At 69.8% G+C, this 11,352-nt stretch carries 13 protein-coding genes; 7 read left to right on the top strand and 6 right to left on the bottom strand.

Annotated elements, in window-relative coordinates; genetic code table 11:
* Nucleotides 1–19 precede the first annotated feature (19 nt).
* The 4 genes from amgK to selD are packed head-to-tail and all read right to left on the bottom strand — an operon-like array spanning nt 20 to nt 3,523.
* Nucleotides 20–1,120, bottom strand: a complete 1,101-nt coding sequence (gene amgK / locus M9M90_RS01720) for an N-acetylmuramate/N-acetylglucosamine kinase AmgK (protein ID WP_254835437.1) — start codon at nt 1,118–1,120, stop codon at nt 20–22.
* A complete protein-coding gene (gene tsaE, locus M9M90_RS01725) occupies nt 1,098–1,583 on the bottom strand; it encodes a tRNA (adenosine(37)-N6)-threonylcarbamoyltransferase complex ATPase subunit type 1 TsaE (RefSeq protein WP_254835438.1) in 486 nt (161 codons plus the stop codon). The genes amgK and tsaE overlap by 23 nt, the downstream gene beginning before the upstream one ends.
* A complete protein-coding gene (locus M9M90_RS01730) occupies nt 1,580–2,446 on the bottom strand; it encodes a GNAT family N-acetyltransferase (protein WP_254835439.1) in 867 nt (288 codons plus the stop codon). The genes tsaE and M9M90_RS01730 overlap by 4 nt, the downstream gene beginning before the upstream one ends.
* Nucleotides 2,447–2,488: 42 nt before the next feature.
* Nucleotides 2,489–3,523, bottom strand: coding sequence for a selenide, water dikinase SelD (selD, locus tag M9M90_RS01735; protein ID WP_254835440.1), 1,035 nt, complete (start codon nt 3,521–3,523; stop codon nt 2,489–2,491).
* A gap of 65 nt (nt 3,524–3,588) precedes the next feature.
* On the opposite strand from selD, the gene mnmH reads away from it, so the two are divergent.
* Both mnmH and M9M90_RS01745 read left to right on the top strand, forming a co-directional pair.
* Nucleotides 3,589–4,701, top strand: coding sequence for a tRNA 2-selenouridine(34) synthase MnmH (gene mnmH, locus M9M90_RS01740; protein ID WP_254835441.1), 1,113 nt, complete (start codon nt 3,589–3,591; stop codon nt 4,699–4,701).
* Nucleotides 4,702–4,731: 30 nt separating this feature from the next.
* On the top strand, nt 4,732–5,376 hold the full coding sequence (locus M9M90_RS01745) for a hypothetical protein (RefSeq protein WP_254835442.1): 645 nt from the start codon (nt 4,732–4,734) through the stop codon (nt 5,374–5,376).
* Here M9M90_RS01745 and M9M90_RS01750 read toward each other — a convergent pair.
* The gene (locus M9M90_RS01750; protein WP_254835443.1) at nt 5,367–5,642 is read right to left on the bottom strand and encodes a hypothetical protein; all 276 of its coding nucleotides are present in this window, start codon (nt 5,640–5,642) and stop codon (nt 5,367–5,369) included. The two genes, M9M90_RS01745 and M9M90_RS01750, sit on opposite strands and share 10 nt — an antisense overlap.
* 95 nt (nt 5,643–5,737) lie before the next feature.
* Here M9M90_RS01750 and zapE point away from each other — a divergent pair, with 95 nt between their 5' ends.
* The gene (gene zapE, locus M9M90_RS01755; RefSeq protein WP_254835444.1) at nt 5,738–6,853 is read left to right on the top strand and encodes a cell division protein ZapE; all 1,116 of its coding nucleotides are present in this window, start codon (nt 5,738–5,740) and stop codon (nt 6,851–6,853) included.
* On the opposite strand, the gene M9M90_RS01760 is transcribed toward zapE, so the two are convergent.
* Nucleotides 6,850–7,731: a LysR substrate-binding domain-containing protein gene (locus M9M90_RS01760; protein ID WP_254835445.1), complete on the bottom strand. Its 882-nt coding sequence runs from the start codon at nt 7,729–7,731 to the stop codon at nt 6,850–6,852. The genes zapE and M9M90_RS01760 overlap by 4 nt on opposite strands.
* A 182-nt stretch (nt 7,732–7,913) precedes the next feature.
* Here M9M90_RS01760 and sdhC point away from each other — a divergent pair, with 182 nt between their 5' ends.
* The 4 genes from sdhC (at nt 7,914) to M9M90_RS01780 (ending at nt 11,340) form a co-directional block, all read left to right on the top strand.
* A complete protein-coding gene (gene sdhC, locus M9M90_RS01765; RefSeq protein WP_254835446.1) occupies nt 7,914–8,312 on the top strand; it encodes a succinate dehydrogenase, cytochrome b556 subunit in 399 nt (132 codons plus the stop codon).
* Entirely contained in the window at nt 8,312–8,704 is a 393-nt protein-coding gene (gene sdhD, locus M9M90_RS01770; protein ID WP_254835447.1) for a succinate dehydrogenase, hydrophobic membrane anchor protein, read from the top strand. Before sdhC ends, sdhD begins: the two co-directional genes overlap by 1 nt.
* A 4-nt stretch (nt 8,705–8,708) precedes the next feature.
* Complete coding sequence (gene sdhA / locus M9M90_RS01775) at nt 8,709–10,496, top strand: succinate dehydrogenase flavoprotein subunit (protein WP_254835448.1); 1,788 nt, start codon at nt 8,709–8,711, stop codon at nt 10,494–10,496.
* Between the two features lie 61 nt (nt 10,497–10,557).
* Nucleotides 10,558–11,340 (top strand): succinate dehydrogenase iron-sulfur subunit, encoded by a 783-nt coding sequence (locus M9M90_RS01780; protein ID WP_254835449.1) that lies wholly within the window; start codon nt 10,558–10,560, stop codon nt 11,338–11,340.
* Nucleotides 11,341–11,352: the final 12 nt, after the last annotated feature.

Raw genomic sequence — 11,352 nt, forward strand, 5'->3', positions numbered from 1 at the left:
GCGGTCTTGATTGAGGCGGTCACCGGCGCGCCTCGGCCGGGACGTTGGCGTCCATCCAACCCTTCAGCGCCGCCAGGGATGGATCGGCCAGGCAGCGGTCCAGATAGGTCCAGAGCCTGGGCATGAAGGCGGCGTAGCGGGGCTTGCGGTCGCGGGTGACCAGCCGGGCGAAGATCCCCAGGATGCGCACGATATTGAGCGCGCCCAGCGCATGATAGTCAGCCAGGAAGGCGTCGCGGTCGACCTGGGTCCGAAGCTCGAAATAGCGGGCCAGCGCGGCGGCCTCCCGCTCGGGCGAGACGTCGCGACGGGCGTCGTGCAGCAGCATGGACATGTCCCAGGCCGGATGGGCGCGCACGGCGTCCTGGAAGTCCAGCAGGCCGACCCGGGCCGGACCCAGCCGCTCCGGCAGCCAGATCAGGTTCTCGGCATGGTAGTCGCGGTGGCAGAAAACGCTGGCGCCGGCCGCCCCGTGGGCGCGGATCGGGGCCCAGATGGCCTCCCACTCGGCGATCACGGCGTCGTCGAAAGCGAGTTCGGGCCTGAGCTTCGGCAGCCATTCCGGCAACAGGTCGCCGGCGGTCTTCAGCGCCACATCGTCATAGTCCAGCAGCGGCCAGGCGACGCCGCCCGGCGCCTCCAACACGCTGGGTGGGGCGGCGGAGTGCAGGCTGACCAGGGTGGCGATGGCGTCGTCATACAGCGGCGCCTCGTCCTGGCCGGCCTCGATCAGCTTAGCGAACAGGCCGTCGCCGAGGTCCTCAAGCACCGCCAGGCCATGGGGCGCGTCGTGAGCGATGATCTCCGGCGCCGAGAGGCCCTGGCCGCGCAGCCAGGCGGCGGTGGCCACGAAGGCGTCGACCCGGCCCGCGGCCAGGCGGGCCATGGCGTTGTAGCCGGCGGCGCGGCGCTGTTCCGGGGTGGCGCCGGGTGGGCAGGGCGCGGTCTCGGCGTTGGGCGGCTGGTCCATCAGGATCAGGCTGGTCCCGTCCGCCAGATACAGGCGCTCATAGGTGCGCGTCGAGGCGTCGCCGGCCAGGGCCACGCGCTGGACGTCGGCCAGGCCCGCCTGCCTCAGGAACTCGGCCTTCTGGCCCTCACGTTGCGAACTCAAGCCCACGTCCTTCCCAGGCGCCGGCGGGAATCAGCCGTGCGCGGCGCGCTTCCCCGCCGTCCGGCGCGATGTCGATGACGATCTCTATATCGAGTCGGTCGGCGGGCAGGTGGCCCGCCAGCCGCTCCGGCCATTCGATCACCGCGGCGCCGTCGTCAAGCGCCTCGTCCAGGCCGATCTCATAGGCTTCGTCCGAGCTGGTCAGGCGATAGAGGTCGAAATGGGCGACCTTGAGTCCGTGGCCCTCATAGAACTGCACCAGGGTGAAGGTCGGGCTGGGCACCTCCTCCGTCGCCGTGGTCAGGGTCCGGACGAGGGCGCGGGCCAGGGTCGACTTGCCGGCCCCCAGCGGTCCGCTCAGGCAGACGGCTTCGCCGGGTCGGAGCTCGCGGGCGATGGCCGCGCCCAGCCGCGCGGTGGCCGCCTCGTCGTCGAGGCGGAAGTCGCCCTCGGCCGGCAGGGCGATCATGTGACGGCCTCGGCAGGCAGCGCGCGCTCGATATAGGCCTTCAGCGCCAGGGTCGCGGCGGTGGCGTCGGGGTCGAGGCTGTGCGGCGCCACGGCCCGCCCGACGGTCAGGCCGAAGGCGCGGCCGCGCTTGTTCAGCAGCTCGTGGAAGAGGGTGATGTCACGCAGCTCGCCGCTGAAGCGGTTGAAGAGATGAAAGAGGTTCGAAGTTGGACCGGTCAGGTGCATCGGCACGACCGGCGCCTCGTACTTGCGGGCCAGGGAGAGGGCGCTGGTCTGCCACTCCGGGTCCGACAGCCGGCCGTCGGGACCGCGCCGCGCCAGGCGGCCGGCCGGGAAGATCACCAGGGCGCGCTCGGCCTCCATGGCCTCGCGGGTCATTTGCAGGGTGAGCCGGGTGCGTTCGCGGGTGCGCTTGGCCTCCACCCACTCGACCGGGATCAGCACCTCGTCGAAGCCGGGGGACACCCGATGGGCGTCGGAATTGGCATAGAAGCAGATGTCCGGGCGAACGGCCTTGAGCGCGTCGAACACCGCGATCCCATCGGCGATGCCGGTGGGGTGGTTGCAGATCAGTATGACCCGGCCCGTGGGGGGCACATGGGCCAGGCCCCGGGTGGTCACCCGCACGTCCAGCAGCCGGGACACATGGTCCAGCGCCGCGCGGCCGGGCAGGGGGGCGATGGCCTGCGCCATGCGCCGGGCCTTGGCGTAGTCCAGCAGGGCGTAGAGCAGCGGGCGCGCCAGCGGCCAGGCCGCGCTTCCCGAGAGCTTGGGCGCCCGCTCGGCGATCAGGATGTCGACGATGTGGTCGTGGCGGTCCTGGGCGGCCCGCACGACGTCGGAGGTGGTCGCGACCGTCATGACGGCGAGTGTGCCCTCCGCCCCTCGCCTACCGCAAGCGCCTCAGCCGAGCACCCGCACCTGCGGCGGCCCGTCCGTCAGCCGGCCGACCACGGCGGCGCGCTCGAAGCCGCGGGCGCGGACCAGCTCCAGCACCCTGGCGGCCTTGTCCGGCGAGACGGCGATCAGCAGGCCGCCGCTGGTCTGGGGATCGCACAGGATGTCGCGCCGCCAGTCGGGCAGGTCGCCCGGCAGGCGCACGTCCTCGCCGTAGCTCGACCAATTGCGGCCCGAGGCGCCGGTGCGCACGCCGTCCCGCGCCAGGGCTTCGACCCCGGGCAGCAGGATGGGCGCCTCGGCGAAGAGCTCGGCGGCGAGGCCGGCCCCCCGGCACATCTCCAGGGCATGGCCAAGCAGCCCGAAGCCGGTGACATCGGTGAGCCCATGAACCATGCCCGCGAGCTCCGCTCCGACGGTGTTGAGCTGGGTGGTCGAGGCGATCAACCCCGCGTAGCCGTCGGCGTCCAGCCTCTCCTGTTTGAAGGCCGCGCTGAGGATGCCGACGCCCAGGCCCTTGGTGAGGATCAGGCTGTCGCCGGCCCGGGCCCCGTTGTTCTTCAACAGCTTGTCGGGATGGACCAGGCCGAGCGCCACCAGGCCATAGATCGGCTCCACGCTGTCGATGGAGTGGCCGCCGGCCACGGGAACCCCCGCCGCCGCGCAGACCGAGGCGCCCCCCTCCAGGATGGCGCGGATCGTGGCGGGCGGCAGCTTATCCACCGGCATCCCGACGATGGCGAGGGCGAAGATCGGCGTCGCCCCCATGGCGTAGATGTCCGACAGCGCATTGGTCGCGGCGATGCGCCCAAAGTCGAAGGGGTCGTCCACCACCGGCATGAAGAAATCGGTGGTCGCCACCAGGGCCTGGCTGTCGTTCAGTCGCCAGACCGCCGCGTCGTCCGAGGTCTCGGTCCCCACCAGCAGCTGGGGGAAGATCGCCGTGGCCGGCATGCCCGACAGGATGTCCTTCAGAACGCCCGGCGCCAGCTTGCAGCCGCAGCCGCCTCCATGGGCGAGCGAGGTGAGACGAATGGTCATGGCGCTTGCGGTCCCTTGGCCAAGAGGCGAGATGGACGGGTTACAGCAGCGCGCGGAAAGAGGCGATGGGGCAGGACGGGACGCCCGTGGCGTCGGGAGGCCAGGGCGCGGCGGCCATCGGGGTCACCACCGAGGTCGACGCCGCCAGCCTGGCGCGGTTCGACGCGATCATCGATGTCCGTAGTCCTGGCGAGTTCGCGGAGGATCACGTTCCGGGCGCCATCAACCTGCCGGTGCTCACCGACGCCGAGCGGGCCGAGGTCGGGACCATCTATGTCCAACAGTCGCGGTTCCTGGCCCGCCGGATCGGGGCGGCCTATGTGGCGCGCAACATCGCCCGGCACCTGGAGACCGCGCTGGCCGACCGGACGGGAGCCTTCGCCCCCCTGGTCTATTGCTGGCGGGGCGGACAGCGCTCGACCGCCATGGCCACGATCCTGTCCCAGGTGGGCTGGCGCACCACCCTGTTGTCCGGCGGCTACCGGACCTATCGGCGCAGCGTCCAGGCGCGGCTCTACGAGGCCGAGGCGCCGCTGAAGCTGGTCCTGCTGGATGGCCATACCGGTTCGGGCAAGACTGAGATGCTGGGAATGCTGGCGGCGCGGGGCCTGCAGGTTCTGGACCTGGAAGGCCTGGCCGGCCATCGAGGGTCGCTGTTCGGGGCCATAGCCGGGCGGCCGCAGCCCAGCCAGAAGATGTTCGAGAGCCGGCTGCTGGCGGCCCTGGACAAGCTCGATCCCACCCGACCCATCGTCGCCGAGGCGGAGTCCAGCAAGATCGGCGACCGGATGACCCCGCCCATGCTCTGGAAGGCCATGGCCGGCGCACCGCGCATCGAGATCGCCGCCCCGGTGGCGGAGCGGGCCCGCTACACCCTCAGCGCCTATGGCGATATCACCCGGGATCGCGCGCGGCTGGAGGACGCCCTGACCCGGCTGCCGGCGCATCCCAGCGCCAAGCGCCTGGCCGGCTGGCGTGGCATGATCGAGGCCGGCGCCTTCGCCGACCTGGCCCAGGCCCTGATCGAGTTGCACTACGATCCCGCCTATGAACGCTCGGCGCGCAAGGACACGAGGCCGAGATTGGCCCTGATCGAGCTCGACACGCTCGAGCCGACGACCCTGTCGGCCGCAGCCGACCGCGTCGCCGCGCTGGTGGAGACGGACCGGACGACCTAACGTCACGCCCAAGATGTGTCGGAGCCATGCATGAAGCGCTTTCGTCTGTGGGCGATTCTGATCCTGATCGTCGCCGTGGTCGGCGGCGGCCTATTCGCCTGGTGGAACTACGACCTGCGCTGGCGGCCGAAGACCATCACCAAGCATCAAGCAGAGATCGCCAAGCTGCTGGAGACCGCCGGCTGGGTCTCGCCCGGAATGACCGGGCCCAAGCTCTACATGGTCTCGTTCCGGACCTGCCCGGATTGTGTCCGGTTCAAGCAGGAGGAGTTTCCGGGCCTGCACGCGGCCAAGGTGGACACGCGTGTCATTGAGGTCGCTCGGCGCGACTATAACGGGGTCTCGAAATCCACCCCGGCCGAGCGCGCCACGGTGGCCGAGCTGTGGCTCAATCGGTCATGGCCGCTGATGGAGCGATGGGAATCCGTCCCCGCCGAAGCCTGGAAGGCGCCGGGGATCCCGCCGGCCGACGGCGACCTGGCCCGCACGGCGGTGGTGGAGGCCGGCCGCAAGTTCGTCGACGATATGACCCCGCTGATGAAGGCCAACGGGATCAACTTCGCCTATCCGCTACTGGTCTGGTGGACCCCGGAGGGCGAGATGCGGGCCTGCGCCTGCGAGAAGCGCGAGACCTACCGCTTCGTGCGCAAGGAGTTGGGCGCGGCTCAGCCGTAAGGCTTTCCCGAGACGATCTGCTTGCTGCGGCCCTTGGTCTTGGGGCCGTGTTCGCGGTCGGCCGGGGCCTTGCTCGGCCGTTCGGCCAGCAGCTCCTCCTCCAGTTCGAACAGGTCCTGATTGGCCGGTCCCGGTTCGAAGGCGCGGGCTTCCCCGTCGACCTGATCGGGGTCGCGCGGACCGTCCTGACCGACATTGCCGTCCAACTCGCGGGCCCGGCTGGCCTCATGCGGCGTCGGCGAATAGCTCCGGGGTTCCTGGGGCATGGTCGGCTCCTGTTGCTGGGTGCAGCATCATCAACCCGTGAGCGGCATGGCCCGTTCCCCTTGAGGCCGCCGCGCGGGCGGGTTAGGCCGGGACGATGCCGTCCGCCCTCACCGCCGCCTATGACGCCCGCCTGGCGCGGGGCGACATCCGTCCCGACCCGGCCCAGGGTCCGGCCCTGGCGGCCCTTGCGCGCCTCGAGGCCGATCTGGAAGAGGCCCAGCCCAGCGGCTGGGGCGCCCTGTTCAAGAAGCCGGAGAGCCAACGGGGGGTATATCTCTGGGGCCCGGTCGGGCGCGGCAAGTCCATGCTGATGGACCTGTTCTTCGAAACGGCCCCGGTGGAGAAGAAGCGCCGCACCCACTTCCACGTCTTCATGGGCGAGGTTCACCGGCTGATCGACGCCTGGCGCAAGGGCGACCCCGCGGCGCGCAAGGCGAGGTTCGGTCAGGCCAAGGGCGATGATCCCATCGCTCCGGTCGCCGATGTCGTGGCCGCCGAGGCTCGGCTGCTGTGCTTCGACGAGTTCCAGGTCACCGACATCGCCGACGCCATGATCCTGGGGCGGCTGTTCGAGGCCCTGCTGGCCCGCGGCGTGACCCTGGTGGCGACCTCGAACCGAGGTCCCGACGCCCTCTATAAGGACGGCATCAACCGTCAGCTGTTCCTGCCGTTCATCGCCCTGATCAAGGCGCGGATGGAGGTGGTTTCGGTAGCGGGTTCGCACGACTACCGCCTGGATCGGCTGCGGGCCGCCGGGACCTGGTTCTCGCCCAACGATCCTGACAACCAGCGCAGCTTCATGGAACTGTGGCGCGACATGCTGGGCGGCGAGGGGGAGATCGGCGAGACCCTGGAGATCCTGGGCCGCAAGGTGCACCTGCCGCACGCCTCGGGCGGGATGGTCCGCGCCTCGTTCGCCAGCCTCTGCTCGGTGGCGCTGGGCCCCAACGACTACGTGGCCGTCGCCGAACACTTCCACACCGTGTTCCTGGAGGACCTGCCGCGGCTGACCGCCAACCGGCGGGAGGAGGCGCGCCGGTTCGTGATCCTGATCGACGCCCTCTACGAGGCCCGCGTCCGGCTGATCGTCCTGGCCGAGGCCGAGCCCATGGCGCTGTATCCCGAAGGCGACGGCGCCTTCGAGTTCGAGCGCACGGCCTCGCGCCTGCAGGAAATGCGCTCGGCGGACTGGCTGAGCGAGCGCGACTAGGCGCGCAGGCTGGCCACCAGCTCCCGCGCAAAAGGTCGAAGTTCGTCCATCCCGCGCACGCAGATGGTCAGTTCGCGCAGGGCCCAGTCGTCGGAAAGGTCGACGACGCCCAGGGCCATGGTCTTGGCCGCCCGTGCCGCCGTGGTCTGGGGCACGATGCCGACGCCCACCCCGCACTCCACCAGCCGGCAGACCGCGTCGAAGCTGCGAAGCTGCACCCGCAGACGCAGGGGCCTGCCCTCCCGGGCCGCCTTGCCGGCGAGGAAGCGCTGCAGCGAACTCGCCCGGTCCAGGCCGACGATGTCGCAGTCCAGGACGTCGGCGAAGGTGACCGAGGCCCGGCTCGCCAGCGGATGGCCGGCGCCGGTGACCACCACGAAGCGGTCGGTGCGGAACGGGAAGGTCTCCAGTCGGCCCACGTCCACCGTGCCCGCCACGATGCCGACGTCGCCGACACCCTCGGCGATCAGCCCGACGATCTCATCGGAGAGCCGTTCCTCCAGATTGACGCTGACCTGCGGGTGATCGGCCAGGAAGCGGCTGAGCGCCTCGGGCAGGAACTCCGTCAGCGCATTGGTGTTGGCCAGCAGCCGCACCTCGCCGGAGAAGCCTCCGGCATAAGACCCCAGGTCCTCGCGCAGGAGAGCGCTCTGGGCCAGGATGGTGCGGGCGTGCTTCAGTAGGGTTAGGCCCGCCGGGGTCGGGGCGACCCCTTGGCGCGAGCGCGACAGCAGAGGCGCACCCAGCGCCTGCTCCATGTTGCGGATGCGCGTCGAGGCGGCCGCCAGGGCCAGGGCGCTGCGTTCCGCGCCTCCGGTGATGGAACCCGCGTCCACCACCTCGCAGAACAGCTTCAGATCGACCAGATCGAACCGCAACCTTCGTCTCCCGCGAAGGGAACCTACAGCAAAGACGCATTGCGCCATCGCCAGAATAGCTCAGACTTCGGATTTGGCGAAGGAAGGCGCGCGGCGTTCGCCGTTGTTCCCGGGCCTTCGTTGACAGCCCGGGGAGGCGGCTTAAAAGCGGAGCCGCTTCTTCCTGTTCGGAAAACGGCCCCATGACAGACGCTCCCCGCGCACGCCCGCTCTCGCCGTTCACGTCCATCTGGCGATGGCACGTGACCATGGCGACCTCCATCGCCCACCGCGTGACCGGCTGCGCCATCTATGGCGGCGGCCTGATCCTCGCGGCCTGGGCGGTCTGCCTGGCCTCGGGGCCTGAGGCCTATGCGACGTTCCAGGCGGTGATCGGCTCGCCGCTGGGGCTGCTGGCCATGTTCGGCCTGACCCTCTCGACCTTCTTCCACCTGGCCAAGGGCGTGCAGCACCTGATCTGGGATGCGGGCTTCGGCTACCGGCCGCAGACCGCCAGCATGGGGGCGGTGGTCTGCATCGCCTTCGCCATCGCCGCGACCCTGGCCATCTGGGCCATCGCCTTCATGACCGGAGCGCTTTGATGAGCAGCTATCGCACGCCGCTCGGCCGGGCCCGCGGGCTGGGCGCCGCCAAGCACGGGGTCGGGGCGTGGATTTCCGAGCGCGTCACGGCCGTGGCCCTCGTGCCGCTGGTGCTCTGGGGCGTCTTCGCCGTCCTGCAACTCGCCAGGATGGACTATGCCGGCGCCGTCGCCTGGCTGACCGCCTCGCCGCTGAATCCGACCCTGATGGTCCTGCTGGTGGTGGTCAGCTACCTGCACATGCACGGCGGCATGCGGGTGGTCATCGAGGACTATGTCGAAAAGACCCTCAGCCGGACCGGCCTGCTGCTGCTCAACCTCTTCGTCTGCGCGCTCGCGGGTGCGCTGGCGGTGTTCTCCATCCTGAAGGTCGCGCTGGGAGGCGCTCTCTGATCCCATGGCGAGCTATCAGTTCATCGACCACAAGTTCGACGTCGTCGTGGTGGGGGCCGGCGGCTCCGGCCTGCGCGCGGCGCTGGGCTGCGCCGCGGCCGGCCTGAAGACGGCCTGCATCACCAAGGTCTTCCCGACCCGCAGCCATACCGTGGCGGCGCAGGGCGGCATCTCCGCCAGCCTGGGCAATATGGGCGAGGACGACTGGCGCTGGCACATGTACGACACCGTCAAGGGGTCGGACTGGCTGGGCGACCAGGACGCCATCGAATACCTGTGCCGTAACGCCCCGGCCGCGGTCTATGAGCTGGAGCACTGGGGCGTGCCGTTCTCGCGCACCCCGGAAGGCAAGATCTACCAGCGCGCCTTCGGCGGAATGACCCGCAACTATGGCGAGGCCCCGATCCAGCGCACCTGCGCGGCGGCCGACCGCACCGGGCACGCCATGCTCCACACCATGTATGGCCAGGCCCTGTCCAAGGACACGGAGTTCTTCATCGAGTACTTCGCCCTGGACCTGATCATGGACGAGGGCGTGTGCCGTGGCGTTACCGCCTGGAAGCTGGACGACGGCACCCTGCACCGGTTCCAGGCCCAGCAGGTGATCCTGGCGACCGGCGGCTATGGCCGCGCCTATTTCTCGGCCACCAGCGCGCACACCTGCACCGGCGACGGCGGCGGCATGGCCCTGCGCGCCGGCCTGCCCCTGCAGGACATGGAGTTCGTGCAGTTCCACCCCACCGGCATCTACGGCGCCGGCTGCCTGATCACCGAGGGCGCCCGGGGCGAGGGCGGCTACCTGACCAATTCCCAGGGCGAGCGCTTCATGGAGCGCTATGCGCCGTCGGTGAAGGACCTGGCGCCGCGCGACATGGTCAGCCGCGCCATGACCATCGAGATCCGCGAGGGGCGCGGGGTGGGTCCGAAGAAGGACCACATCTTCCTGCACCTCGACCACCTGGACCCGAAGATCCTGGCCGAGCGCCTGCCGGGCATCTCCGAGAGCGCCAAGATCTTCGCCGGGGTCGACGTGACCAGGGAGCCCATCCCGGTCCTGCCGACCGTGCACTACAACATGGGCGGCATCCCCACGAACTTCTATTCCGAGGTGGTCACCCGGCTGGGAGACGATCCGGACAAGGTGGTTCCGGGCCTGATGGCGGTGGGCGAGGCGGCCTGCGTCTCGGTGCACGGCGCCAACCGCCTGGGGTCCAACTCGCTGATCGACCTGGTGGTGTTCGGCCGCTCGGCGGCCCTGCGCTGCGCCGACACCATCAAGGCCGGCGCGACCCAGGTCGAGCTGAAGCCGGCCATGACCGACGGCCACCTGGCCCGCTTCGACAGGTTCCGCAACGCCTCGGGAAACACCCCCACCGCCGCCCTGCGCCTGGAGATGCAGAAGGCCATGCAGGATGACGCCGCGGTGTTCCGCACCACCGACAGCCTGGCTTCGGGGGTCAAGCGTCTGGAGGCCATCCACGCCAAGCGGCCCGACCTCAAGGTCACCGACCGCGGCCTGATCTGGAACACCGACCTGGTGGAGACCCTGGAGTTCGACAACCTGGTCGGCCAGGCGATCACCACGGTGGCTGGCGCCCACAACCGCACCGAAAGCCGCGGCGCCCACGCGCACGAAGACTTCCCCGACCGCAACGACGGCGAGTGGATGAAGCACACCCTGACCTGGTTCGACGACGCCACGGGCAAGGTCGCCATCGATTACCGGCCGGTGCACAGCTTCACCATGACCAACGACATCGCCTACATCCCGCCCAAGGCGCGGGTCTACTAGGCCCGGCGATGGCGTTTCCCCGCACCCCAATCCACGCGTCCCCGCTCAAGGTCAGCGCCTGATGGTCCAACTCCGCCTTCCCAAGAACTCCCGCGTCCAGAGGGGCCAGCACCACCCGGCCCCGGCCGGCGCGAGCAAGGTCAAGACCTTCAAGGTCTACCGCTACGATCCCGAGGGGACCGAGAACCCGCGCTGGGACACCTATGACGTGGACGTCGACGCCTGCGGCCCGATGGTCCTGGATGTGCTGATCCACATCAAGAACACCGTCGACCCGACGCTCAGCTTCCGCCGCTCCTGCCGCGAAGGGGTCTGCGGGTCGTGCGCCATGAACATCGGCGGGCGCAACACGCTGGCCTGCACCCACGGCCATGAAGAGGTCCCGGGCGCCCAGTGCCAGATCGCCCCGCTGCCCCACATGCCGGTGATCAAGGACCTGATCCCCGACATGACCATGTTCTACGCCCAGTACGCCTCCATCGAGCCCTGGCTGCACACCACCACCCCTGAGCCGCAGACCGAGTGGCTGCAGACCCCCGAAGACCGTTCCAAGATCGACGGCCTCTACGAGTGCATCCTCTGCGCCTGCTGCTCGACCTCCTGCCCCAGCTACTGGTGGAACGGCGAGAAGTACCTGGGCCCCGCGGCCCTCCTGCAGTCCTACCGCTGGCTGGTCGACAGCCGCGACGAGGCGACCGGCGATCGGCTGGATGATCTCGAGGACCCCTTCAAGCTCTACCGCTGCCACACAATCATGAATTGCGCCCAGGTTTGCCCGAAGGGGCTGAATCCCGCCAAGGCCATCGGCGAGATCAAGAAGATGCTGGTGGACCGCGTCGTCTGAGGCTTCTCTTCC

It is taken from the genome of Phenylobacterium sp. LH3H17, from assembly GCF_024298925.1.
Classification (GTDB): domain Bacteria; phylum Pseudomonadota; class Alphaproteobacteria; order Caulobacterales; family Caulobacteraceae; genus Phenylobacterium.

Excerpts from the sequence above, each read along its gene's own strand:
- sdhD (WP_254835447.1), top strand. The coding sequence starts at position 8,312 with ATGAGCAGCTATCGCACGCCGCTCGGCCGGGCCCGCGGGCTGGGCGCC.
- M9M90_RS01750 (WP_254835443.1), bottom strand. The coding sequence starts at position 5,642 with ATGCCCCAGGAACCCCGGAGCTATTCGCCGACGCCGCATGAGGCCAGC.
- mnmH (WP_254835441.1), top strand. The coding sequence starts at position 3,589 with ATGGGGCAGGACGGGACGCCCGTGGCGTCGGGAGGCCAGGGCGCGGCG.
- tsaE (WP_254835438.1), bottom strand. The coding sequence starts at position 1,583 with ATGATCGCCCTGCCGGCCGAGGGCGACTTCCGCCTCGACGACGAGGCG.
- M9M90_RS01780 (WP_254835449.1), top strand. The coding sequence starts at position 10,558 with ATGGTCCAACTCCGCCTTCCCAAGAACTCCCGCGTCCAGAGGGGCCAG.
- zapE (WP_254835444.1), top strand. The coding sequence starts at position 5,738 with ATGCCGTCCGCCCTCACCGCCGCCTATGACGCCCGCCTGGCGCGGGGC.
- sdhA (WP_254835448.1), top strand. The coding sequence starts at position 8,709 with ATGGCGAGCTATCAGTTCATCGACCACAAGTTCGACGTCGTCGTGGTG.
- selD (WP_254835440.1), bottom strand. The coding sequence starts at position 3,523 with ATGACCATTCGTCTCACCTCGCTCGCCCATGGAGGCGGCTGCGGCTGC.
- sdhC (WP_254835446.1), top strand. The coding sequence starts at position 7,914 with ATGACAGACGCTCCCCGCGCACGCCCGCTCTCGCCGTTCACGTCCATC.
- M9M90_RS01745 (WP_254835442.1), top strand. The coding sequence starts at position 4,732 with ATGAAGCGCTTTCGTCTGTGGGCGATTCTGATCCTGATCGTCGCCGTG.
- M9M90_RS01730 (WP_254835439.1), bottom strand. The coding sequence starts at position 2,446 with ATGACGGTCGCGACCACCTCCGACGTCGTGCGGGCCGCCCAGGACCGC.